The 21,816-nt window shown below is 73.4% G+C and carries 26 protein-coding genes; 15 read left to right on the plus strand and 11 right to left on the minus strand.

Annotated features, from left to right (window positions below):
• Positions 1–124: 124 nt before the first annotated feature.
• A complete protein-coding gene (locus tag B7C62_02260) occupies positions 125–622 on the minus strand; it encodes a sulfate transporter (GenBank protein ARF71206.1) in 498 nt (165 codons plus the stop codon).
• Between the two features lie 265 nt (positions 623–887).
• Between B7C62_02260 and B7C62_02265 the strand changes: the two genes are divergently transcribed.
• Positions 888–1,619, plus strand: a complete 732-nt coding sequence (locus B7C62_02265) for an antitermination regulator (GenBank protein ARF71207.1) — start codon at positions 888–890, stop codon at positions 1,617–1,619.
• A 14-nt stretch (positions 1,620–1,633) separates the two neighbouring features.
• Here the strand turns inward: B7C62_02265 and B7C62_02270 are convergent, their stop codons facing one another.
• Entirely contained in the window at positions 1,634–1,858 is a 225-nt protein-coding gene (locus B7C62_02270; protein ARF71208.1) for a DUF5133 domain-containing protein, read from the minus strand.
• Between the two features lie 546 nt (positions 1,859–2,404).
• Here B7C62_02270 and B7C62_02275 point away from each other — a divergent pair.
• From B7C62_02275 to B7C62_02285, 3 genes are all read left to right on the plus strand, one after another.
• The gene (locus B7C62_02275) at positions 2,405–2,731 is read left to right on the plus strand and encodes a plasmid stabilization protein (protein ID ARF76946.1); all 327 of its coding nucleotides are present in this window, start codon (positions 2,405–2,407) and stop codon (positions 2,729–2,731) included.
• Between the two features lie 54 nt (positions 2,732–2,785).
• Positions 2,786–3,259, plus strand: a complete 474-nt coding sequence (locus B7C62_02280) for a hypothetical protein (protein ID ARF76947.1) — start codon at positions 2,786–2,788, stop codon at positions 3,257–3,259.
• 100 nt (positions 3,260–3,359) lie between these two features.
• Positions 3,360–4,019: an HAD family hydrolase gene (locus B7C62_02285; GenBank protein ID ARF71209.1), complete on the plus strand. Its 660-nt coding sequence runs from the start codon at positions 3,360–3,362 to the stop codon at positions 4,017–4,019.
• 47 nt (positions 4,020–4,066) lie between these two features.
• Here B7C62_02285 and B7C62_02290 read toward each other — a convergent pair whose 3' ends face one another.
• The 3 genes from B7C62_02290 to B7C62_02300 all read right to left on the minus strand — a co-directional run bounded on the left by B7C62_02290 (position 4,067) and on the right by B7C62_02300 (position 5,393).
• Positions 4,067–4,567 (minus strand): hypothetical protein, encoded by a 501-nt coding sequence (locus B7C62_02290; GenBank protein ID ARF71210.1) that lies wholly within the window; start codon positions 4,565–4,567, stop codon positions 4,067–4,069.
• A gap of 89 nt (positions 4,568–4,656) precedes the next feature.
• A complete protein-coding gene (locus B7C62_02295) occupies positions 4,657–4,905 on the minus strand; it encodes a hypothetical protein (GenBank protein ID ARF71211.1) in 249 nt (82 codons plus the stop codon).
• Between the two features lie 2 nt (positions 4,906–4,907).
• A complete protein-coding gene (locus B7C62_02300) occupies positions 4,908–5,393 on the minus strand; it encodes a hypothetical protein (protein ID ARF71212.1) in 486 nt (161 codons plus the stop codon).
• Positions 5,394–5,664: 271 nt separating this feature from the next.
• Here B7C62_02300 and B7C62_02305 point away from each other — a divergent pair, with 271 nt between their 5' ends.
• The 4 genes from B7C62_02305 to B7C62_02320 all read left to right on the plus strand — a co-directional run bounded on the left by B7C62_02305 (position 5,665) and on the right by B7C62_02320 (position 9,941).
• Entirely contained in the window at positions 5,665–6,495 is an 831-nt protein-coding gene (locus B7C62_02305; protein ID ARF71213.1) for a B/F/G family RNA polymerase sigma-70 factor, read from the plus strand.
• Positions 6,496–6,573: 78 nt separating this feature from the next.
• Positions 6,574–7,671: a hypothetical protein gene (locus B7C62_02310; GenBank protein ID ARF76948.1), complete on the plus strand. Its 1,098-nt coding sequence runs from the start codon at positions 6,574–6,576 to the stop codon at positions 7,669–7,671.
• Between the two features lie 107 nt (positions 7,672–7,778).
• Entirely contained in the window at positions 7,779–8,588 is an 810-nt protein-coding gene (locus tag B7C62_02315) for an SDR family oxidoreductase (protein ARF71214.1), read from the plus strand.
• 84 nt (positions 8,589–8,672) lie between these two features.
• Complete coding sequence (locus B7C62_02320; protein ARF71215.1) at positions 8,673–9,941, plus strand: cytochrome; 1,269 nt, start codon at positions 8,673–8,675, stop codon at positions 9,939–9,941.
• Positions 9,942–10,064: 123 nt separating this feature from the next.
• On the opposite strand, the gene B7C62_02325 is transcribed toward B7C62_02320, so the two are convergent.
• Complete coding sequence (locus tag B7C62_02325; GenBank protein ARF71216.1) at positions 10,065–11,114, minus strand: NAD-dependent epimerase; 1,050 nt, start codon at positions 11,112–11,114, stop codon at positions 10,065–10,067.
• Between the two features lie 27 nt (positions 11,115–11,141).
• Positions 11,142–12,332, minus strand: coding sequence for a glutathione-dependent formaldehyde dehydrogenase (locus tag B7C62_02330; GenBank protein ID ARF71217.1), 1,191 nt, complete (start codon positions 12,330–12,332; stop codon positions 11,142–11,144).
• 219 nt (positions 12,333–12,551) lie between these two features.
• Here B7C62_02330 and B7C62_02335 point away from each other — a divergent pair, with 219 nt between their 5' ends.
• Positions 12,552–13,088: an isochorismatase gene (locus tag B7C62_02335; GenBank protein ID ARF76949.1), complete on the plus strand. Its 537-nt coding sequence runs from the start codon at positions 12,552–12,554 to the stop codon at positions 13,086–13,088.
• A 92-nt stretch (positions 13,089–13,180) separates the two neighbouring features.
• Here B7C62_02335 and B7C62_02340 read toward each other — a convergent pair whose 3' ends face one another.
• The gene (locus B7C62_02340; GenBank protein ID ARF71218.1) at positions 13,181–13,597 is read right to left on the minus strand and encodes a histidine kinase; all 417 of its coding nucleotides are present in this window, start codon (positions 13,595–13,597) and stop codon (positions 13,181–13,183) included.
• Positions 13,598–13,756: 159 nt separating this feature from the next.
• Between B7C62_02340 and B7C62_02345 the strand changes: the two genes are divergently transcribed.
• The 3 genes from B7C62_02345 (at position 13,757) to B7C62_02355 (ending at position 16,238) form a co-directional block, all read left to right on the plus strand.
• Entirely contained in the window at positions 13,757–13,978 is a 222-nt protein-coding gene (locus tag B7C62_02345; GenBank protein ARF71219.1) for a hypothetical protein, read from the plus strand.
• A gap of 118 nt (positions 13,979–14,096) precedes the next feature.
• A complete protein-coding gene (locus tag B7C62_02350; GenBank protein ID ARF71220.1) occupies positions 14,097–14,576 on the plus strand; it encodes a polyketide cyclase in 480 nt (159 codons plus the stop codon).
• A gap of 39 nt (positions 14,577–14,615) precedes the next feature.
• Positions 14,616–16,238 (plus strand): FAD-dependent oxidoreductase, encoded by a 1,623-nt coding sequence (locus B7C62_02355; protein ID ARF71221.1) that lies wholly within the window; start codon positions 14,616–14,618, stop codon positions 16,236–16,238.
• A gap of 97 nt (positions 16,239–16,335) precedes the next feature.
• Here B7C62_02355 and B7C62_02360 read toward each other — a convergent pair whose 3' ends face one another.
• Positions 16,336–17,040: a DNA-binding response regulator gene (locus B7C62_02360; protein ARF71222.1), complete on the minus strand. Its 705-nt coding sequence runs from the start codon at positions 17,038–17,040 to the stop codon at positions 16,336–16,338.
• 206 nt (positions 17,041–17,246) lie between these two features.
• Positions 17,247–18,953 (minus strand): histidine kinase, encoded by a 1,707-nt coding sequence (locus tag B7C62_02365; GenBank protein ARF71223.1) that lies wholly within the window; start codon positions 18,951–18,953, stop codon positions 17,247–17,249.
• A gap of 165 nt (positions 18,954–19,118) precedes the next feature.
• On the opposite strand from B7C62_02365, the gene B7C62_02370 reads away from it, so the two are divergent.
• Positions 19,119–19,739, plus strand: a complete 621-nt coding sequence (locus B7C62_02370; protein ID ARF71224.1) for a hypothetical protein — start codon at positions 19,119–19,121, stop codon at positions 19,737–19,739.
• Positions 19,740–19,921: 182 nt separating this feature from the next.
• On the opposite strand, the gene B7C62_02375 is transcribed toward B7C62_02370, so the two are convergent.
• A complete protein-coding gene (locus B7C62_02375; protein ID ARF71225.1) occupies positions 19,922–20,791 on the minus strand; it encodes a universal stress protein UspA in 870 nt (289 codons plus the stop codon).
• 230 nt (positions 20,792–21,021) lie between these two features.
• Between B7C62_02375 and B7C62_02380 the strand changes: the two genes are divergently transcribed.
• Complete coding sequence (locus B7C62_02380; protein ID ARF71226.1) at positions 21,022–21,492, plus strand: hypothetical protein; 471 nt, start codon at positions 21,022–21,024, stop codon at positions 21,490–21,492.
• Positions 21,489–21,755, plus strand: a complete 267-nt coding sequence (locus tag B7C62_02385) for a hypothetical protein (protein ID ARF71227.1) — start codon at positions 21,489–21,491, stop codon at positions 21,753–21,755. The genes B7C62_02380 and B7C62_02385 overlap by 4 nt, the downstream gene beginning before the upstream one ends.
• Positions 21,756–21,816 lie beyond the last annotated feature (61 nt).

Consider the following 21,816-nt stretch of genomic DNA (forward strand, 5'->3'; position numbering starts at 1 on the left):
TCCTGACCTCCAGCCCTTCATTATGCCCTCTCGGCCGGGACGGTCCGCCCCGTGGTCGCGAACCACCGGGCGGAGACGGCCGGAAGACGACCCCGGTGTCCGCGTCTCCGGCCCGCCCGTGCCCTCATCGCTCCCGGGGGAGGCGGGGCAGGGATGTGGCGGCGTACGGTCCGACGGCCCGGGTCCCGGGACCCGGGCCGTCCGCCCCCTGGGTGCGCCGCTTCAGCCGTTCCCGCAGGCCGCTCGGACGGGGTTCCTCGGGTGCCTCCGCGCCCGGCAGGCAGCCCCGGCTGCGGAGTTCGGCACCCGCGAGGGTGTGCGCGACGCGCAGAATCCGGTTGAGGGCCGCGGCGCTCAGGACCTCACGTGCCGTCTGGAATCTGGCCACCACCGCCAGCGACACACCGCGCTGCTCGGCATCGGCGCGGACCCGCAGCAGTACGCCCAGGGCGCGCGCGGTGAGCAGGGGGGTGACGACATCCACGATGAGGGTGCTGGGGCCGCAGCACGGCATCAGCCTCAGCAGCTCCCGCTCGATCGCGGCCTCGTTGTCGAGATCGACGGCATCGGACAGTTCGACGACGAGGTGGGCGTCGTCGAGGTGGTAGCTGAGCAGGACCATCACGTACTCCCTGGAAGCAGGCTGATGAGAAGGCCGCTTCCTGACCTCGCTGCGCGCCTTCCCGCCCCCGCACGTTCCACACCCGTTCCGTCGGGCCTCTCCGGACTTCCGTGGCGACTCCGGACTTCCGTGGCGTTCTCTGCGGACTTCCGTGAGGTCTCTGCGACCGAGGACCAGGACGGAGGGGCACGGGCGGGGGCTGCGACGCCGCCTCCCGTATCGTGCCATGCTGGCTGCGAGGGCTACGGCCCGGAAGGGAGCGACCATGTCCGACGGCCTGACCCCCGGGACACCCGACCTCATCTCGCTTCTTCTCGACAGCGACACGCTGGACGACTTCCTCCAGGTGCTGGCCGAGAGCGCCCTTCTCAAGGCCCCGGCCGCCGATGGCTGCGGCATCACCCTGGAGCGGGAGAACCGGCCGCTGACCGTGGTCAGCGCCGGGGTGAGCGCTCCGGCGCTGGACGAGGCGCAGTACGGGCAGGACGACGGCCCCTGTCTGGAGGCCCTGCGCGAGGGGCACGAGGTCAGCGTGGGGGACATGCAGACCGAGAGCCGGTGGAACGGCTATCCGGCCTTCGCCGTCGCCGCCGGGACCCGGTCCTCGCTCTCCCTGCCGGTCGCCGCCCGCTCCCACACGGCGGGCGCGCTGAATCTGTACTCGCCCAAGGTGGACGGCTTCGCGGAGGCCGATCTCGGCGGTCTGCGCGCCCTGGCGGCCCAGGCGACGGGGGCGATCGCCCTGGCCCAGCGGCTCTCCGACGCCCGGACGTTCACCACCGACCTCCAAGCGGCTCTCCAGTCGCGTGCGGTGATCGACCAGGCGGCCGGCATCGTGATGAACCAGCGCCGCTGTACGCCGGAGGAGGCGCTCCAGACCCTGCGCAGCGCCTCGCAGCACCGCAACGTCAAGCTGCGCGACCTCTGCGCGCAGCTCGTCGGCTCCGTCTCGGGAGGCGTGCCGCCGGGCGGCCCCCCGTTGCGCCCCCGGCCCTGATCCGCTCCGGCCGCTCAGGCGGAGACCACGTCGTCCCGTCTGGGGGCGGAGCGGCGCACCTGCTCACGGGCCGCCACGAGCGCGGCGGCGATGTCACGGGTCCCCGTGGAGACGCACAGCGTGTAGCTGACGTCATCCAGCCGCCGGGCCACCCCTTCGCCGCCCTCGCCGTGCTGGGTCCGGAGTTCCTCGTAACGGCGCAGCAGTTCCTCGAGAACCGCGGGGTGTGCCATCAGCATGGTGTGCTGCCTTTCTCTAGGACCCGGAGCACCCGTCGGGGGGAACGGGCGCGGACAACGTTCTCCGAGACGGACCGCGGACACACGGAGATACGTATTCAGCGGCGCGTCGCGCATACAGCAAAAAAAGGGAGATACCAGGGGGCTATCCACCGGAGCGGCCCGGTAACAGCACGGACCGCCTGGGGAAATGCGGACGGATTGAAGCAGGCCGCTTCCTGACCCAGCCCTATAACTGTGCCCAGCAGGGCGCGGTTCATGCAAGCGTGGGAGCTTTCCCGCCACACGTTTAGCGGCCGCGCCAGGGGTACTCAGCAACCAGGTATCCGACGTACGCGGAACTCAGGCGCCGGTGGGTTCGGAAAGCAGCCTCCGGCGCTGCCCCCTGCCGGGGCCAGGCGGTCGCACGGGTCACTCCAGTGGCCCCGGAACCCACGGGCGGGCGTGCTGCCCGCCCCCCGGCGCTGTTTATTGGGGCTCGTACGGGAAACGCGGGTGGCGGCCCCCCGGGAACGCGGGCGGGCGGCCCCGGAAAAGGAGGACCTCATGCCTGCTGGATCGAATGCGAAGCGTGAACGCCAGTACGAGCACATCAAGGAGAGCCAGGAGGAGCGGGGAGCATCCGAGAAGCGCGCCAAGGAGATCGCCGCCCGTACGGTGAACAAGGAGCGGGCCCGGTCCGGTGAATCGAGGACGGCCAGCAAAACGTCCACCCAGGACAAGAAGTCCGCGTACGAACGCGGCGGCGAACGCTCCCACCGGGGTGCGCAGGGTCCGACGAAGGACCAGCTGTACGCGGAGGCACGGAAGAAGAACATCGACGGACGCTCCTCGATGAACAAGGCGGAGCTGAAGAAGGCCCTCGGGCGCTGACCTTCCGCGCAGCCGACGATTTTCCCCCACGCAGAGAAGGGCGCGATGAGCGACATGAGCGACCAGGCACGCGGTGACGATGTGTACCAGCCGCAGAGCGACAACGGCCAGGACCCGCCGAACGACGAGCTCGACATGGAGAACGCGCTCGGCGAACGCGATCTGGACGACCAGCTGGAGGAGGGCTACTCCCCTCCCGAACGGCCGCTGGGCGTGAACAAGTTCGGCACCACGGGCGCGGAGGAACGCGAGGGGGAATCGCTCGACCGGCGGCTCGCCCAGGAGGTCCCGGACGTCGAGCCGCCGGCCGGTGACGGCATCGGCGATGTCGCGGAGGGCGAGGGCGAACCGCAGGAGCGGATCGACGGCGGCGCGCGCGCCGGACGGCTGACGGCGGCGGACGACGCGACCGGCCGGAACACTGATGTCTTCGCCGAGGACGTCGGCATCGACGGCGGGGCCGCGTCGGCCGAGGAAGCGGCCGTGCACGTGGCCGAAGAGGCGGACGGCGGGGGCCGGGGAGCCTGACCCGGCCGTACGGGGCACGACAGCGGCACCCCGGGCGCACGGCGGGGCATCGGCGCACGGCAGGAGCTCGGCGCACTATCAGGGAAGGAAACCGGTGCACATGGCAGCAGGCGCGGCGATCTTCGACGTGGACGGTACGCTCACCGACACCAATCACCTGCATGTGGTGGCGTGGTGGGAGGCGTTCCGGCAGGCGGGGCACACCGTGCCGATGCCGGACATCCACCGGGCGGTCGGCCTCGGCTCCGACGATCTGATCGACCGGCTGCTCGGCGAGGGCCGGGACCGTGACCAGGACTCCGCCATCGGCTCCGCGCACACGGTGCTCTACGGGACGTACTTCGACCGCCTCCCGGCCTTCGAGGGCGCGGGCGACCTCCTGCGCACCCTGGCCGGACGCGACTGGCAGGTGGTCCTGGCCACCTCGGCGAGCGGGCCCGAGCTGGCGGCCCTGCGGCGGGCGGTGGACGCGGACGAGGCCGTCAAGGACACGGCGAGCTCGGACGACGTCGACGAGGGCAAGCCGTCCCCGGAGCCCGTACAGCTGGCCCTGGAGCTGGCCGGGGTGGCGGCCGGGCAGGCGGTGTTCGTGGGCGACACGGTGTGGGACATGGAGGCGGCGGCGCGGGCGGGGGTGCGCTCGGTGGCGCTGCTGTCGGGCGGCATTCCGCGGGCCGACCTGGAGGCGGCGGGGGCGGACGCGGTCTTCCGGGATGCCGCGGACCTGCTCGCCCGGCTCGACGAGAGCCCGTTCGCCTAGACGTTACGGTTCACCGGGCCCGAGGAGCACTCTTCAGGGGGCGCTGTTCACCGGGACGACACCGTGAACAGCGCCCCTTCCGGATCACGGACGACGTATTCGGCCGCGCGGGTGCCAATACCGGCTTCGGCAAGCGGCGCGGAGGAGACCGGGCCCGGCGCGGGGAAGACCGCTCCGCCCGCCCTGACGGCCTTCTCCGCCGCCCGTGGCACGTCGTCCACCGCGAAGTGGACGGCCCAGCGCGGGCGGACCGCCGGATCGGGGGCGCTCTCGACGCCTCCCCCGGAGAGCACGGCGACGGGCCGGCCGGCCACGCGGGCGACGATCCGCTCCTCCTCGTACGCGACGTCGATGCCGTCGGGCCCGGGGCTCGGCCAGGAGAAGACCTCCCCGTAGAAGCCCTCGCCCAGCGGGCCGGAGTCGTCGAACTCCCAGCCGAGCACGGCGGTGTAGAAGGCCCGTGCGGCGAGCGGATCGCGTACCAGCAGGTTGACCCAGCAGGGTGCGCCCCGCACCGGCGGGGCCTGCGTCGTGGTCGGCATGGTCATCGTCTCCTCGGCAGCGGCACCGGTCCGGTGCGGGCGGATCGGGGCCGTCGGTGGGCCGTCTGCGCGGGCCCGGTCCGCCCGGCCCGGTGTCAGGTGCCGGATTCCACCAGCGGGTGGTCCCCGCCGGTGGGCCAGCGCAGTACGGCTCCGAGGCCGCCCACCGGCTCGGCCCCGTCCGGCCCGGTCTCCGGGCGGTTGTCGGCCGCCAGGTCATCGGCAAAGCTCCGGCCGCGGGTGGCGCCCGCGCCGACGACGACCACGTCCGCGCCCGTCCTGCTGACCGCCTCCTCGATCGCCGAGGCGACCGAGCGGGCGTTCTCCTCCCAGGTGTTCTCCACGCTCAGCTGGAAGTGGCGCTCGGACCAGTCGGAGGAGGCCGTGTCGCGGCCCTCGACCGTGCCCTCGGGGCGGCTGCCGGAGGCCGTACGGAGTGCGAGGTCGGCGCCGGTCCGGTCGATCCGACGACGAGCGTGTCCGGTTCGTCCGGCGTCAGCTCCGGCAGCGGTGCCACGTGCGGGAGCGGGCCCCAGACGGCGGAGGACTCGTCGGGCGGCGGGAGGGCCAGGACCGGTTCGAACACGACCTCGCCGTGGGCGGCGAAGACGGCCCGGCCGGGCGTCTGCCCGTACGCGTACGAGCCGATGGCCCGGCGCACGGCCCGGCAGGTCTCCTCGTCCGCTCCCTGCGCGGCCAGTTCCTCGCTGGTCTGCCGTCCCTTGAGTTCACGGCGGCTGAGCGTGGCTTCGTCGGCGAACGAGGTGTCGAGGTAGGCCGACGCCCAGGGGCCGGGGCGTTCGTACAGGGGCGTCAGAGGGGCGAGATCCATGGGTTCCTCCCGTTCTGTCGGGATGTCTCGAGCGAGGCGGGTACCCGTTCCGGCCGGTCCCATACGCCCCGATCCGCTCCCCTGGCCGACACAACGCCGTCGACTTACCCTTGTTTCATATGTTTGGCCCCTATCCGCACGGGTATGAGGCTGAAAGTGCTTCGGACAAGAGGCGCCCGTGGGAGTCCCGGGCGGCATCTGTCCGGTTCATGTGTGCTCCCACGGTGATCGAGCATCGTCCCGCTGACGTCACCGCAGAGGAGTGAGCACCATGCAGCCTGCACCTGTCCCCCAGCCCTCCACGGACACGGGTGCCCCGTCGTCCGACGAGGCATTCCGGAAGCTGAGCACGCTTCCCCGGGGGCCGGAGCGGGACGCCCTGCGCGAGGAGACCGTCTGCGCCTGGCTGCCGATGGCGTACCGGCTGGCCTCACGCTTCCGCAACCGGGGCGAGCCGATGGACGACCTGCGCCAAGTGGCCGCGATGGGACTGGTCAAGGCGGTGGACCGGTACGACCCGGCGCGGGGCAAGGCATTCGAGACCTACGCCGTACCGACCGTGACGGGCGAACTGAAGCGGCACTTCCGCGACCACACCTGGGACGTCCATGTGCCGCGCCGGGTCCAGGACCTCCGCAACCAGGTCCGGACGGCGCGGCGCGACCTCGCCCAGCGGCTGGGCGGACGCGCCCCCACCTGCGCCGAGATCGCGGCGGAGGCGAACCTCTCCGAGGAGGACGTCCTGATCGGTCTGGAGGCGCTGGAGAGCTACAGCGCCCTGTCCCTGGACGCCGAACCGGCGGGCGTGGACGGCGGGGCCACCCTGGCCGACCGGCTGGGCTCCTGGGACCACGCCCTGGACGTCGCCGTCGACCGCGAGGCCGCCAAACCCGGCCTGCGGAAGCTCCCCGAGCGCGAGCGGACCATCCTCTACCTGCGGTACTTCCGCGACATGACCCAGCTGGGCATCGCGCAGCACCTCGGCATATCGCAGATGCACGTCTCCCGGCTGATCAGCCAGTCCTGCGCACGGGTCCGCGCCGGGGCCCTCAAGGAGACCGGAACCCTCGACAGGGCCGGGGCTCTCTCGGGGACCGCGTGAGGGGACGGAGTGAAGGAACGTCCCACCCGGACCACCCGGACCACCCGGACCACGCGGCTCACCCGGCTCACCCGGCGTGTGCGGCCCCCCGACCGCTACCAGGTGGTGCAGTCCCTCAAAGCCGCCGGTGCGGCGGCCATCGCCTGGGCGGTGACGGGGTGGTGGCTGGAGGCCCCGATGGCCCTGATGGCGCCGTGGGCGGCCGTGGCCCTGGTCCAGGGGACCGTCTACCGGTCCCTGCGCAGCGCCGTCCAGCTCTTCCTGATGATCGCGGCCGGGACCCTGATGGCCGCCGGTGCCGTCCTCCTCACGGGCAACACCATGACCGCCCTGCTCATCGCCCTCCCCCCGGCGGTGCTCCTGGGCAACTGGGCCCGGGCCGGGGGCCAGGGGCTGTACGCACCCACCACCGCGCTGTTCGTGCTCGCGTACGGCTCCTACTCGCTGCCCGCCGTGGGGCACCGGCTGCTGGAGACGGCGGTCGGGGCCGCCGTGGGCATCGCGGTGAACGCGCTCGTCCTGCCGCCCGTGCACTCCCAGCACGTCAACAAGCTGGCGTACGCCCTGCCGCGCGACTGTGCGCGGCTGCTGCGGGAGCTGAGCGAGGGCATCCGCGACGGTTACGACGAGGAGCGGGCGGAGCGGTGGTACCGGTCGGCCGGTGACATGCTCGGGGCCCTCGCGGAGCTGCGGACCGCACGGGGGTGGGCCTCCGAGAGCTTCCGGCTCAACCCCGGCCACCGCCTCCGCCGCCGCGCACCGGCCCCGTCCGACGCCTGGGACGTGCTCTGGGCCCGGGTGGGGGACCGGCTGCTGACCCTGACGCTGACGTTGTGGGAGGCCGCCTCCGAGCGGCGCGGTCTGCCCCGGCCGCCGCCCCGGGCCCTGGCCGGGCTCGCCGCACTGCTCGCCGCCGCGGCGGAGGTCTGCGCCGTCGACCAGGAGGTCATGGAGCACGGCCCGGACGAGGAGCGGCGGGGGCGGCGCAGCGCCCGGCTGGCCGATGCGCGCCGGGCCCTCGCGGGAACAAGGGAGCACCTCCAGGGGTCGGACGTCGACGCGGAGGCATCCCTCGGCAGCCTGCTGGCGGCCTGCCGGGCGCTGCTGGACGACCTCACACCCGAGGAGGGCCTCACACCCGAGGCGGAGGAAGGCCCGGCGACCACCGCCGGATGACTGTGCCGGACAGCCCTGTCCGGCGCCCGGCATCCCACACCCACACCCACACCCACACCCACAAGATCCACAGATCCACAGATCAGAGATCCGCACCAGGAGAAGAAATGACCGCACACACCTGGCCCGTCGCCCCGGTCGCGCTGGTGACCGGCGCGGATTCGGGCATCGGCCGAGCCGTCGCCGTGAAGCTGGCGCAACAGGGCATGGACGTGGGCATCACCTACCACAGCGACCGTGCGGGCGGCGAGAACACGGCAGAAGAGGTGCGCTCGGCCGGCCGGCGGGCCGCCGTGGCCCGGCTCGACCTCACCGAGCTGCCGGAGGCCGCCGATGTGGTGGACGCCCTCGCGGACGAACTGGGCCGGGTGGACGTCCTGGTCAACTGCGCGGGAACGGGGGCCGCCACCCGGTTCCTCGACCTGGACCACACGACGGTCCGGCAGGTCATCGACGTGGATCTCATCGGCCCCTTCCTCTGCTCGCAGCGTGCGGCCCGCCGCATGATCGCCCAGGGGGACGGCGGCCGCATCGTGAACATCACCTCGGTCCACGAGCACCAGCCCCGGGTCGGCGCGGCCCCCTACTGCGCGGCCAAGGGCGGGCTGGGCCTGCTGACGCAGGTGATGGCCCTGGAGCTGGCCGAGTACGGCATCACCGTGAACTCCGTGGCCCCCGGCGAGATCGCCACCCCGATGACCGGGCAGGAGGACACGGACGTCGCGGGCGTGGACCGGCCGGGCATCCCCCTCCGGCGGCCCGGCGACGCCCGTGAGGTCGCCTCGGTCGTCGCCTTCCTGGCCGGTCCCGAGTCCTCGTACGTCACCGGCGCCTCCTGGGCGGTGGACGGCGGGATGCTGCGCATGGGGCCGCAGGCGGGCTCCCATCTGCGTTCCGACGACTGGCGCCGCCCCTGAGCCCACGGCCACACCCCGAACGATCCCCTTCCATCCCACCCCCACGAGACCCACGCATCCCCACGACCCTCACGGAGGACCCCCATGGTCGACGACACCCTCCCGCTTCTGCTGCGCGGCTATGGCTGGCTGCCCGACCGCAGGCGCCGCAGCGGCGGAGCGCCCGTGGAGACCCGCCTGCTCGGCAAGCGGGTCATCGCCCTGCACGGCCCGGCGGCCGTGCGGTTCTTCTACGACGAGCACCACATCCGCCGCACGGACGCCCTGCCCCAGCCCGTGATCGACACGCTCTTCGGCCGGGGCGCGGTCCACACCCTGGACAGCGAGCGCCACGGGGTGCGCAAGGCCCTCTTCACCGGCCTGCTCAAGGAGCCCGCCCGGGTACGTGACCTCTCCGAGCGGGTTGCCCGGGAGCTGGAGCGGGCCCGGGCGGTGTGGGCCGCGCGGGGGCGGGTGGTCCTCTTCGACGAGGTGGCGGAGGTCCTCACCCGTGCGGTGCACACCTGGGCCGGGGTGCCGCTGGCCGAGGACGCGGTGGCCCCCACGGCCCGGGACATGATCGCCATGGTGGACGGTTTCGCCTCCGTGGGCCCCTGCCACCTCAGGGCCCGGCGGGCCCGCCGCCACCAGGAGGAGCGGCTGGCCCCGCTGGTGGAGGCCGCGCGCCAGGGGGCCGCGCTGGAGGGCGACGGCTCCGGCCCCACGGTCTTCCGTACGGTCGCGGCGCACCGGCACGCGGACGGGGCGCTGCTCGATCCGCGCACCGCCGCGGTGGAGGTGCTGAACGTGCTGCGGCCGACGGTGGCGATCACCTGGTTCGCCGTGTTCGCGGCCCATGCCCTGCACCGCCATCCGGAGCACCGCGAGGTGCTGGCGGGCGGGGACGGTCCCGAGTACGCGTGGGCGTTCGCGCAGGAGGTGCGCCGGTTCTATCCGTTCGCGCCCTTCGTGGGCGGGCTGGCGGCGGAGCGGCTGGAGTGGGCCGGGCGGACGATCGAGCCGGGCACGATGGTGCTGCTCGATCTGTACGGGCTGGATCATGACCCGGACCTGTGGCCCGAGCCGTACCGCTTCGACCCGACCCGGTTCCTGGGCAGTGCCCCGCCCGTCGACGGGCTGGTCCCGCAGGGAGGCGGCCCGGTGGACGGTCACCGGTGCCCCGGGGAGGACATCACGGTCGCGGTCCTGGCCGAGGTGGCGAGGTTCCTGGCGCGGACTTCGTACGACGTCGTGGAGCAGGACCTGCGTATCCCGCTGAACCGGATTCCGACGGCGCCCAGGAGCGGTTTCGTGATCGGCGAGGTGGCCGCGGCCCCGGCCGGTGTCGGCGCGGGGGCGGCGGGCCGGAGCTGAACCGGGGCGAGGACGCGGCGGGAGGAGTGCGGCGGACCGGGGCGGGGACACGGCCCCGGTCCGCCGCACCCGTCGGAGGTTCGGTTCATCGCCCCCCGGCACGCACAGACACCGTCCCGCCGCTCAGCCGATCTTCCGGCCGGCCAGCGGTGCGGTGTCCTCGCCCCGGCCCTCCCGCACCCCGCGCAGAAAGGCGCTCAGCGCTTCCTCGGCCGTACGGGCCGGCCGCCACCCGAGCTCCTCGTGCGCGCGGGTGGAGTCCAGCACGGGCAGCCGCAGCACCGCGTCGAAGAGGTGCGGGGAGGCCGGTACGGCGTGGGCGCGCCAGGCGGTCGCGAGCGCCGTACGGACCAGCGCCCTCGGGACCCGTACGGTACGGGCGCCGAGCAGCTCCGCCAGGCGGTGGGCGTCGAGCACCGGGGCCGCCGCCAGGTTGAAGGGGCCGCGTACGTCGCGGAGCACGGCCAGCCGGTACGCCTCGGCGGCGTCGTCGGTGTGCAGGACCTGGAAGCGCAGCCCCTCCAGGTCGGGCACGAAGGGCAGCAGGTCGGGGCGGACGAGGGTGCCCGGGACGTGGCGGCCCGCGAAGATCCGGCGCTGCTCGGGCGCGGCCGTCTCCTTGAAGAGGAAACCCGGCCGCATCCGTACCACCCGGATCTGCGGGTGCAGCAGCTCGAAGGTGTCGAGGACGCGCTCCAGGTATGCCTTCTCCCGGCAGTAGGCGGCGTCCGGCCAGCCGTCGGTCGGCCACTGCTCGTCCACGCCGGGCTCGTCCTTGGGCCCCGGCGAGTAGGCGCCGACGGACGAGGCGTGCACCAGGGCCGGGACCCCGCTCCGCTCGACCGCGCGGAAGACCCGCTGCGAGCCGAGGACGTTGCTCCGCCAGGTGGTGACCGGGTCGTGGGTGGGCTGGAAGCGCCACGCCAGGTGGACGACGGCGTCCGCGCCCTCCAGCAGGCCGGTGAGCCGCTCCTCGCTGTGCTCGCGCGAGAGGTCGACGGTGTCCCAGGCGACTTTGGCGATGTCCAGGCCGGGGCGCCTGCGCGCCAGGCCGAGTACGGAGCCGATCTCCGGGTCCGCCGCCAGCGCGCGAACCACGCCGGTGCCGACGTTGCCGGTGGCACCGGTGACCACGACCCGCTTGCCGCCGGGCCGTTCGGTACGGGTCTCCATCGAAGCGTCCTTCCGTCGGGGTGGTGATCAGGGGACCAGCAGGGTCTTGATCATGCCGTCGGCCTTCTTCTGGAACGTCTCGTACGCCTTCGGTCCCTCTTCGAGCGGCAGATGGTGGGTGGCGAAGGAGTCCACGCCCAGGGGGTCGCCGTCGACCAGCAGCGGCAGCAGATCGTCGACCCAGCGTTTGACGTTGGCCTGGCCCATCCGCAGCTGTATCTGCTTGTCGAACAGGGTCAGCAGCGGCATCGGGTCGGCGGAGCCGCCGTAGACGCCGGAGATGGAGATCGTGCCGCCCCGGCGCACCAGGTCGATGGCGGTGTGGAGGGCGGTGAGCCGGTCGATGCCCGCCGTCTCCATCAGGCGCCGGCCGACCTTGTCGGGCAGCAGGCCGACCGCCGCGTGCGCCGCCCTGGCGACGGGTGCCCCGTGGGCCTCCATGCCGACGGCGTCGATCACCGCGTCCGTGCCGCGCCCGTCGGTGAGGTCCCGGACGGCGTCGCCGAGCTCCTTGCCCTTGTCGTAGCGGCGCAGGTCCAGGCAGGTGGCCCCGTACCCGCTGACCCGGTCCAGGCGCTCGGGGACCAGGTCCACGCCGATGACGAGTCCGGCGCCCCGGTGCAGCGCGATCCGGGCCGCCATCGCCCCGATCGGGCCGAGACCGAGGACGGTGACGCTGCCGCCGGGCGGGATGTCCGCGTACTCCACGGCCTGCCAGGCGGTCGGCAGGACGTCCGAGAGATAGACGAACCGGTCGTCCGAGGGGCCGTGCGGCACCTTGATGGGCAGGGCGTTCCCGAAGGGCACCCGCAGGTATTCGGCCTGGCCGCCGGGCACCTGCCCGTACAGCTTGGTGTAGCCGAAGAGCGAGGCGCCGGTGCCGTACTCATGGACCTGGGTGGTCTCGCACTGGGAGTGCAGCCCCTGACCGCACATGTGGCAGTGGCCGCAGGACACGTTGAAGGGGATGACCACCCGGTCCCCCGGCGCGACGGCGGTCACCTCGGGCCCCACCTCCTCCACCACACCCATCGGTTCGTGGCCGAGGATGTCGCCCGGATCGAGGTAGGGGCCGAGCACCTCGTAGAGATGCAGGTCCGAGCCGCAGATCCCGGTGGAGGTGATCTTGACGATGATGTCCGTCGAATGCTGTATCCGGGGGTCCGGAACCGTCTCCACCCGGACATCCCGCTTTCCCTGATAGGTCAGTGCGCGCACGGTGCCACTCCTCTTTTCGCGTCGTTCGAGCGTTTCGTTCGGTGTCTGTCCGTGTTTTCCGTGATGCGTTCCGCATTTCTTCCGCGTTCTTCCGCAGCGGATTTCCCGGCCGTTTCCCCCGGGCCGCGGACGAGTGCCGGGTTCCCATGGGGCCCCGGGTGAAACACCGAGTGTGTGGCGCCTTGGCCGGGTGTCAGGATGGAACGCATGGGAAAACGCATCGCAAACAGCGCTCTCATCGTCATCGACATGATCAACGCCTATGACCACCCCGACGCCGAGCTGCTCGTTCCGTCCGTCCGCGCGGCTCCCCCCCAGCTCACCCGGCTGATCGACCGCGCCCGTACCGAAGGCGTCCCGGTCATCTACGCGAACGACAATTTCGGTGAATGGCGGTCCCACCACGGCGAGATCATCGAGAAGACGCTCGCCGGGAAGAACGCGGAGCTGGTCGAGCCGATCCTGCCGGACGACGATTCCCTCTTCGTCGTCAAGGCACGGCATTCCATCTTCTACGAGACCCCGCTCAGCTATCTGCTCTCCCAGCTCGGGGCGGACCATGTCGTGCTCTGCGGGCAGGTGACGGAGCAGTGCGTCCTGTATTCGGCGCTCGACGCGCATATCCGGCAGCTGCGCGTCACCGTGCCGAAGGACGCGGTGGCCCATATCCACGAGGATCTGGCGGAGGCCGCGCTGCGCATGATGGAGCGGAACATGAGCGCGGCCGTCCGCACGGCGGAGACGGTCGCCTTCTGACGGGGCGTCCCACTGGGCCCGGGCCCAGTGGGACGCCCCGGCCGGTTCGCTGTCCGGCCGGGGCGTGGAGGGGCCTGCGGGGAAAGGGCGGTTCAGTCGGTGGAGAGGGCCTCGATGAGGTATCCCACGTCGGGGTCGGGCAGGGAGCGGGCCACGTCAGCGGTGGCGACCATGCCGACGAGGGTGTGGCCGTCGATGACCGGCAGCCGGCGGACCTTGTGCCGGGTCATGGTGCGCAGGATCTCCTCCGCCCGGTCGTCGGCGCCGATGGTGACCGCCTCGCCCTGCGCCAGCTCACCGGCCGTACAGCCGGCCGGGTCCTTTCCGGCACCGAGCACCTTGGTCACGATGTCGCGGTCGGTCAGCATGCCCTTGAGCTTGTTGTCGGTGCCGCAGATCGGCAGGGCGCCGACGCCGAGCCCCGTCATCTTCTTCGCGGCCTCCAGGACGCTCTCCTTCTCACCTACGCACTCGGTTCCGCCGGTCATGATCTCGCGTGCGGTTGCCATGCTCTTTCCCTTCCTGGGGGGATCGGGTCCGTGGCGCCGGGTTCCCGGGGGCGGGCGTTCCTAACGCGGCCGTACGCGGCGCGTCCCGCGCGATCCGCGCCGTACGGACCGATTCGGGTTGTTCCGGTGTAACGGCGCGCAAAGGGGTACCCGGGAGGCATGAACATCGGAAATCCCGACCCCGACCCGCGCAACACCCCGGGGCTGGAGCCGGGCGGCTCCGTCCCGGCCGGGGAGACCCCGCCGGCCGAGGGCAGCACATCGGAGGCGGGGCCGCGCCACGCACCGCCCCGGGGCTGGGCCGCGGGCCCGCTGATCGCCATCGTGACGGTGGCGGTGGTGGTGGCCGCGTTCTTCCTCGCCTACGCGCTGCTCCTGTGACGCGCTCCCGGCCCCCGCCGCACGGCGGACCCGCTGCACAGCGGGCCTGCCGAACGGCGGGCCCGACCGACGCGCGGCAGAATGGAACGCATACCGACCTCACGAACCGAGGAGGGTCATGGCTGTACGTCATCACCTCATCGACCGGTCACCCGCAGCCGTCTGGTCGGTCCTGGAGGACGGGAGGCTCTACGGGGAGTGGGTGGTCGGCACCTCGGACTCGCACCCGGAGCGGGGCGACTGGCCGGAGACCGGGTCGTCGATCGCGTACCACGTGCATGTGGGGCCCAAGCGGTTCGCCGGGCGCACCGTCGTCCGGCACATCGACCGGCCGGGGACCCTGGAGCTGGAGGCGGAGGGCGGCCCCTGGGGCACGGCCCGGATCGCCTTCGACATCCGCCCCTGGGGTGAGCGGACCCTCGTGATCGTCGACGAGCACCCGCTGCGCGGTCTGGGCGGCACGCTCCACAACCCGCTGCTGGACACGTTGCTCCAGCTCCGCCACCGCACCATGCTGGCGCGTCTGGCCCGGCTGGTCGAACGCGTGACGGCTCCGGCGGCGGACGGCGGTACGCGGACAGGCTCCCAGGCCGGCTGAACCCCGCACCTCCCGCGCACGCCGGGGAAGGACGATGCCATGGTCGACGCGGTAGTGATCGGAAGCGGTCCCAACGGCCTGGTGGCGGCCAATGTGCTCGCTGACTCCGGCTGGTCCGTGGAGGTCCTGGAGGAGCAGGGCGAGCCGGGGGGTGCGGTCCGCAGCGACCGGGGCGTCGATCCCGCCTACGTCAACGACCTGTTCAGCTCGTTCTACCCGCTGGCGGCGGTCTCCCCGGTGCTGGCGGCGCTGGACCTGGAACGGGAGGGGCTCCGCTGGAGCCACGCGCCCCGGGTGCTCGCTCATCCGCTGGCCGACGGCAGGTGTGCCGTCCTGGACCGGGACCGGGCGGTGACCGCCGAAGGACTCGACGGATTCGCGCCCGGTGACGGACGCGGCTGGCTGGAGCTGTGCGCCGTCTGGGAACGGCTGGGCGACGACCTCGTCAAGGCCCTCTTCTCGCCCTTCCCTCCCGTCCTGGCGGGTGCCGGGCTGCTGGCCCGGGTGCGGGCGGCGGGCGGGCTGCGGCTGGCCCGCAGCCTCCTTCTTCCCGTACGCAGGCTGGGCGAGGAGGAGTTCCGGGGCGAGGGCGGCCGGCTCCTGCTGGCGGGCAACGCCCTGCACGCGGATCTGGCGCCCGAGGCGGCGGGCAGCGGCGGCTTCGGCTGGCTGATGTCGATGCTGGGGCAGTTCCACGGGTTCCCCGTTCCGGTGGGGGGCTCCGGCGCCCTCACCGAGGCCCTGGTGCGGCGGTTGCGGGCGCGCGGGGGAACCGTGCGGTGCGGGCAACGGGTGACCGAGGTCGTGGTGCGGCGGGGCCGTGCCGTCGGGGTCCGTACGGCGTCCGGGGACGCGTTCCCGGTCCGGCGTGCGGTGCTGGCCGACGTCTCCGCGCCCGCCCTCTACGGGGAGTTGGTCCCCGCCGGGCATCTGCCGCCCCGGCTCCTCGACGACCTGCGGCGCTTCCACTGGGACTTCGCCACGTTCAAGGTGGACTGGGCGCTGGACGGCCCCGTCCCCTGGAACAGCCCGGCGGCCGCCACCGCGGGCACCGTGCATCTGGCGGAGGGGGTCGACGAACTCAGCCGATGGGCCTCCCAGCTGGCGCGCGGCCTGGTCCCCGACCGCCCGTTCCTGCTCCTCGGCCAGATGACCACGGCGGACGCGACCCGGTCACCGCACGGCACCGAATCGGCGTGGGCCTACACGCATGTGCCCCACCGTGTGAAGGCGGACGCCGACGGGGGCGGGCTGACCGGCACATGGGACGCCGGGGAGCAGGAGAGGATGGCCGACCGGGTGGAGGAGCAGGTGGAGCGGTACGCACCCGGGTTCCGCGACCGGGTCCGGGCCCGCCGGATTCTGGCGCCGCCGACGCTCCGTGAGGCGGACCGCAACCTCCACCACGGCGCGATCAACGGGGGCACGGCCTCGCTCCACCAGCAGCTGGTGTTCCGCCCCGTCCCGGGCACGGGCCGCCCCGAGACGCCGGTGAAGGGGCTGTACCTGGCCTCGGCCTCCGCGCACCCCGGTGGCGGTGTGCACGGCGCACCCGGCGCCAACGCGGCCCGGGCGGCGCTGCGTTCGACCCGCGCCACCGCCACCGTACTTTCTGCGGCACAGCGGTTGACGGCCCGTCGGGGGCGGGGCGGGGAGACCTGAAGCAGCTCCCCCGTGTCCCTGTCTTGTCCCTCCCCTGGGGCTCCCGTGTCGCCTGTGTTCCTGTGCGGGGGCGGGGCTACGGGGCCGGGTTCCGTCGCTATCCGGGGCGGCGCGCCTGGGTGGCGATGACGGCGGCCTGCACACGGCGTTCGACGCCGAGTTTGGCCAGGATGCGGGAGATGTTGTTCTTGACCGTCTTCTCCGCGAGGTAGAGCCGCAGGCCGATCTCGCGGTTGGTGAGCCCCTCGCCGATGAGCGCGAGGATCTCCTGCTCCCTGGCGGTCAGCGCGGCGACTCCGGAGGGGCGGTCGTCCTGGGCCGCGTCGTTGCGGAGGCGGGCCATCACGCGGGCGGTGGCGCCGGGGTCGAGCATCGACCGGCCGGAGGCGACCGTCCGCACGGCCTGGACCAGGTCCGTGCCGGTGATCTGCTTCAGTACGTAACCGGAGGCGCCCGCCACGATCGCGTCGAGCAGCGCTTCCTCGTCGTCGAAGGACGTCAGCATCAGGCAGGCCAGGTCGGGCATCCGTGAGCGCAGTTCGCGGCAGACGCTGACGCCGTCCCCGTCGGGCAGGCGCACGTCCAGGACCGCGACCCGGGGGCGCAGGGCGGGGACACGGGCGAGCGCCTGTTCCACGGTGCCCGCCTCTCCGACGACGGTCATGTCGGGCTCGGCGTCCAGCAGGTCGTGGACGCCCCGGCGCACCACTTCGTGGTCATCGAGGAGGAAGACCGTCACCGGTGCCGTATCCGGTGTGCTCACCGGTGTCTCCTCGGTGGTGCCCGCACCGCTGTCCGTCATCGCACGCTCCGTCATCTCTCTTGTCCGTGCCCGCCCCGGCGGACTCTCCCGATGGTGCCGCACGGCCGGGGCGTGCGAACAGGGCCGGTCGGCCCTCATCGGCGGGTGTACGGGGGTCGGCGGGGCATACCGGGCGGCCGGGCCGGGTGTACGGGGTCGGCGGGACGTACCGGGCCGGGCGGAGGCGTACGGGGCCGACCGGGCGCTCAGCGCAGCGGGGCGCGCCAGAGCAGCCGGCTGCCTCCGCCGTCGGGCGTCGACAGTTCCAGGGCCCCGCCGACCTGGAGGGCGCGCTCGGCGAGGTTGTCCAGCCCGCTGCGGCGGCCCTGTTCGGGGATGCCCCGGCCGTTGTCGGAGACCGTCAGGCGGACCTCGTCGGCGGTGGCCTTCAGGCTCACCTCGACCCGGGTGGCGTGCGCGTGGCGGGCCGCGTTGCTGAGGAGTTCGCCGAGCACCGCCACCACATGTTCGGCCACGTCCGGCGGTACGTCGGTGTCGAGGAGGCCCTCCATGCTGAGCCGGGGCGGGAAGCCGAGCGAGGTGACCGCGTCCCCCACCGCCCGGGAGGCCCGGGCGCGCAGGCTCGTACCGGCCCCGTCGTCGCGGGCCCGCAGGCCGAAGATGGTGGACCTGATGATCTTGATGGTCTCGTCCAGGTCGTCGACGGCCCGGCCGACCCGCTCGGCCGCTCCGGTGTGCTCGATCAGCCGGGCGGCGCTCTGGAGCGTCATACCGGTCGCGAACAGGCGCTGGATCGCCAGGTCGTGGAGGTCGCGGGCGATCCGGTCGCGGTCCTCCAGGAGCGCGACGTGTTCGGCGTCCCGTCTCCGTACCGCCAGTTCCAGGGCGAGCGCGGTCTGCCCCGCGAAGGCGAGCAGCGGCTCCAGCTCCGCCTCCGTGAAGACGGGTTCGCCGGGCTCCCGGGCCAGCAGCAGCACGGCCGATCCGGCGGCCCCCAGCGGTACGGCGACGGCGGGGCCGGGGTCGGCGGGCAGGAGCGGGTCGGCGGGGAAGCGGGGGTCCTCCCGCAGGCAGGCGGAGACCACGTGCGTGCCCGCCGCCGACGCCGCGCCCGCCAGGGTGCCGTCGGCCGGGACGACCAGGCCCTGCCGCATGCCGACGGCGCCGCCCTCGCCGACGGACAGCTCCACCACCAGGCCGCCCGTACCGGGGACGGGCGCGGACACCTCGGCCAGCCGGGCACCGGTGATCTCCCCGGCCCGCCGCGCGATCAGCTCCAGCACGTCCTGCCGGGCGTCGCCCGAGAGGAGCTGGTTGGTGACCTCGGCGCCCGCCCGGAGCCAGCGGTGCTGGCGCTGCGAACCCTCGTACAGACGGGCGTTGTCGATCGCCACCCCGGCCGCCACCGCCAGCGTGGTGATCACGGACTCGTCCTCGGCGTCGAAATCGAGGCCGCCCCGCTTGTCGGTGAGATAGAGGTTCCCGAACACCTCGTCCCGCACCCGGATCGGCACGCCCAGGAACGTCCGCATCGGCGGATGGTGCTCCGGGAACCCGAACGACGCCTCGTGCGCACCCAGTTCGCTCAGGCGCAGCGGCTCCGGGTGCCGGATCAGCTCGCCCAGCAGGCCGTGCCCGGCGGGCAGCGGCCCGATCTTCTCCCGCTGCTCCGGCGTCAGCCCCGAGGTGAGGAACTGCGACAGGGTCCGCCCGTCGGGCCCGATCACCCCGAGCGCGCCGTACTGCGCGTCCACCAGGTGCGCTCCGGCCTCGACGATGCGCCGCAGCACCTGGGACAGGTCCAGCTCACGGCCGACCGAAACGACGGCCTCCAGCAGGCTGTGCACCCGGTCCCGGGTCCCCCTGGCGGCGTTGATCCTCGCCTGCAGCTCCTCCAGCAGCTCGTCCAGCCGCATCTGCGGCATCCGCGACAGCGGCTGCTCATCCCCCACCGTGTCCTCTTCCCCTCCACCCCCGACACCTTCCGCACCACTCTATGGGGCCGCCACCACCGGGACGGCACAGGAGCGGCACCGGGACGATCAGGGACGTTCAGCCCCGGGCCGGGACCGACCGGACCTCTCGCGGGCGGGCGGGGGCGCGGAACCCTGGGAGACATGCGCGAGCACACAGTGGGCGAGGTGATGACCCGCACCGTCGTCACCACCACCCCCGGCACCCCGGCCCAGGAAGTGGCCCGGCTGTTCGGCCTGCACCGGATCGGCGCGGTGCCCGTACTGGACGACGAGGACCGGGTGGTGGGGGTGGTCTCCCGTACGGACGTGGAGCAGAGGGCGGCCCGATGCTTTCCCCGTACGGACATGGCCGAAGGCTCCGGTCCCGTGGTACGCGACCTGATGACGAGCCCCGCCGTCACGGTCCACCCGGAGCAGCGGGTGAAGGACGCGGCACGGGTCATGGAGCGGCGGGGCGTGGACCGGCTCCCCGTGGTGGACCCCGAGGACCGGCTGATCGGCCTCGCCACCCGCCGCGATCTGCTCCGCGTCTTCCTCCGTACGGACGAGGAGGTACGCGCCGAGGTCCAGGAGAGGCTGCGCCGCGCGGGCGAGGGGCTCGCCGTCTCCGTACGGGAGGGTCTGGTCACCGTCAGCGCCACCGGGGCCGGGTCCGGGGCCGCGCCGCCGGACGGTCTGGCCGGTCTGGTCGCGTCCCTCTGGGGCGTCGACGGCGTTACGGGGGTGGTCAGCGCCCTGGACCCGCCGCGTCCGAGCCCCTGACCCGGGCCGGGGGCGGCACGCGCCGGAGCCCGCCCTGTGGGGAGACAGGGCGGGCTCCGGCTGTTGGGGACGGGGGCGGACTCGGGCGGGCGGGGACGGGAGGCGGAGGGCGAGGGTCCGGCGTACGGGACGACGGCCTCGGGCCGGGTCGGTTCGGTTCGGGGTTCGGGGCGAGTCCGGAGTCAGGCGTGCGGGACGACGGCGACGGGGCAGCGGGCATGGTGCAGGACCGCGTGGGCGGCCGAACCGATCCGGGTGCCGATCGGGGCCCGGCGGGCACGCCTGCCGACCACCATCAGCTGCGCCTCGGCGGACTCCTCCACCAGGACCTGCCCGGCGCTGCCCATCTCGACGTGCTCCGTGACCTGGACGCCCGGGTACTTGTCGCGCCACGGGGCCAGGGCCTCCTGGAGCGCCTTGCGTTCGAAGGGCTCCAGCCCGCCCGCCGCGTCGGCGAGGGCCAGCGAGGCGCTCCAGGTGTAGACGGACGGCAGGCTCCAGGCGCGGACCGCCCGCAGCGGGGCTCCCCGTACAGCGGCGGCCTCGAAGGCGAAGCCGAGCACGTCCGCGCTCTCCTCCGGTGTGCCCTGCTGGCCGACGACGACCTCGCCGTTCTCCCGGACCGGGTACTCACCGTCGTAGGCCCGCACGGAGACGACGGGGCCCTTCGCCCCGGCGATCACCTGCTGCCCGTACGAGCCGAGGAGGAAGCCCAGCAGGGCCCCGTGGCCCCGGGTGCCCAGGCAGAGCAGGGCGGACCGCTCGGCCTCGGCCAGCAGCGCCACGACCGCCGTCTCGGGCAGCACCCGGCTGGAGACGGGCAGTTCGGGGTACCGGGCGCTCACCTGGTCCTCGGCCTCGCGCAGCACGGCGCGGGCGGCCTGGGCCTCCGTGTCCCGGTTCTGGACGAGCGGGATGTCCAGCGGCTGCCAGAGCCAGGCGTGCACGATGCGCAGCGGCAGCCCCCGCAGGACCGCCTCGCGCGCCGCCCAGTCGGCCGCCGCCAGACTCTCCGGCGAACCGTCCACCCCTACGACTACGGCGTTCTTCACGGGTCTGCCTCCGTACGTCCATGAGAACCGGCCCCTCGACCGGCCGCTGGAACCAGCATCACGGGCGGAGCCGCGCCGGGGGGAGGGCCGATCGGCCCTCCCCCCGGGCCCGTTGGGCACCGGGTCCCCTCGAGCCGCCCCGGGGCGGATGCCGACGCGGTTGCCGGGTAGCCGGACGGAGAAGCAGATGTCCGCGTCTCCATCTCCGAGGTCGAGGAAAAGGCAGACCGATGAACGACGAATCCGTGAACAAGATGGGCACCCCCACCCCCGAGGAACTGCGCGAGCAGGTCCAGCGGACGCGGGACGGCCTCGGGCGGACCGCCGGGGCGCCGCCGACGGCCGGGGCCGACATCAGGACGCAGGTGAAGGAGAGGGCCGCCGCGGTGAGGGAACAAGCCTCGGAGAAGGCCGCGTCGGCTTCCGGCCTGATGCGTGGGACGACGGAGCAGGCCGCGCGGCTGGTGAAGGACAGGACGCCCGATGCCGTCCTGGAGAAGACGGCGGAGGCCGCCGCGCAGGTGCGTGAGGGTGCGGTACGGGCGGGTCGGTACGCGGCGGACAGGACGCCCGACCCGGTGCTCGACCGGGCCGGGCGGGCCGCGTCGGCCGCACGCGCCCACCGCGTCCCGCTCCTGGCGGGCGGTGCGCTGTTCGCCGTCCTCCTGCTGGTGCGCCGCGGCCGTGGACGTAAGCAGTGAAGGGGTCCAAGATCGCCTACAAGCCGGTGGGGCTGGCCCTGGGCATGGTCAGCGGCATGATCGCGGGCGCCGCGTTCCGGCAGACGTGGAAGCTCGTCGAGGGCGAGGGCGACGCCCCCGATGCCCTGGACGAGGACCGTCCCTGGCGGCAGGTCCTCCTGGCCGCCGCCGTCCAGGGGGCGATCTTCGCCGTGGTCAAGGCGGCGGTCGAACGGTCGGGCGCCCAGGTCACCCGCCGGGTGACGGGCACCTGGCCGGGCTGACCTCCCGCGGGGGTCGTGCGCCCGCCCTTCACCGCGTCATGGACGTCGTGCGTGAGGTGCG

The organism is Kitasatospora albolonga, from assembly GCA_002082585.1.
Taxonomy (GTDB): domain Bacteria; phylum Actinomycetota; class Actinomycetes; order Streptomycetales; family Streptomycetaceae; genus Streptomyces; species Streptomyces stephensoniae.

Excerpts from the sequence above, each read along its gene's own strand:
- B7C62_02260 (ARF71206.1), bottom strand. The coding sequence starts at position 622 with ATGGTCCTGCTCAGCTACCACCTCGACGACGCCCACCTCGTCGTCGAA.
- B7C62_02265 (ARF71207.1), top strand. The coding sequence starts at position 888 with ATGTCCGACGGCCTGACCCCCGGGACACCCGACCTCATCTCGCTTCTT.
- B7C62_02270 (ARF71208.1), bottom strand. The coding sequence starts at position 1,858 with ATGCTGATGGCACACCCCGCGGTTCTCGAGGAACTGCTGCGCCGTTAC.
- B7C62_02275 (ARF76946.1), top strand. The coding sequence starts at position 2,405 with ATGCCTGCTGGATCGAATGCGAAGCGTGAACGCCAGTACGAGCACATC.
- B7C62_02280 (ARF76947.1), top strand. The coding sequence starts at position 2,786 with ATGAGCGACCAGGCACGCGGTGACGATGTGTACCAGCCGCAGAGCGAC.
- B7C62_02285 (ARF71209.1), top strand. The coding sequence starts at position 3,360 with ATGGCAGCAGGCGCGGCGATCTTCGACGTGGACGGTACGCTCACCGAC.
- B7C62_02290 (ARF71210.1), bottom strand. The coding sequence starts at position 4,567 with ATGACCATGCCGACCACGACGCAGGCCCCGCCGGTGCGGGGCGCACCC.
- B7C62_02300 (ARF71212.1), bottom strand. The coding sequence starts at position 5,393 with ATGGATCTCGCCCCTCTGACGCCCCTGTACGAACGCCCCGGCCCCTGG.
- B7C62_02305 (ARF71213.1), top strand. The coding sequence starts at position 5,665 with ATGCAGCCTGCACCTGTCCCCCAGCCCTCCACGGACACGGGTGCCCCG.
- B7C62_02315 (ARF71214.1), top strand. The coding sequence starts at position 7,779 with ATGACCGCACACACCTGGCCCGTCGCCCCGGTCGCGCTGGTGACCGGC.
- B7C62_02320 (ARF71215.1), top strand. The coding sequence starts at position 8,673 with ATGGTCGACGACACCCTCCCGCTTCTGCTGCGCGGCTATGGCTGGCTG.
- B7C62_02325 (ARF71216.1), bottom strand. The coding sequence starts at position 11,114 with ATGGAGACCCGTACCGAACGGCCCGGCGGCAAGCGGGTCGTGGTCACC.
- B7C62_02340 (ARF71218.1), bottom strand. The coding sequence starts at position 13,597 with ATGGCAACCGCACGCGAGATCATGACCGGCGGAACCGAGTGCGTAGGT.
- B7C62_02345 (ARF71219.1), top strand. The coding sequence starts at position 13,757 with ATGAACATCGGAAATCCCGACCCCGACCCGCGCAACACCCCGGGGCTG.
- B7C62_02350 (ARF71220.1), top strand. The coding sequence starts at position 14,097 with ATGGCTGTACGTCATCACCTCATCGACCGGTCACCCGCAGCCGTCTGG.
- B7C62_02355 (ARF71221.1), top strand. The coding sequence starts at position 14,616 with ATGGTCGACGCGGTAGTGATCGGAAGCGGTCCCAACGGCCTGGTGGCG.
- B7C62_02360 (ARF71222.1), bottom strand. The coding sequence starts at position 17,040 with ATGACGGACAGCGGTGCGGGCACCACCGAGGAGACACCGGTGAGCACA.
- B7C62_02370 (ARF71224.1), top strand. The coding sequence starts at position 19,119 with ATGCGCGAGCACACAGTGGGCGAGGTGATGACCCGCACCGTCGTCACC.
- B7C62_02380 (ARF71226.1), top strand. The coding sequence starts at position 21,022 with ATGAACGACGAATCCGTGAACAAGATGGGCACCCCCACCCCCGAGGAA.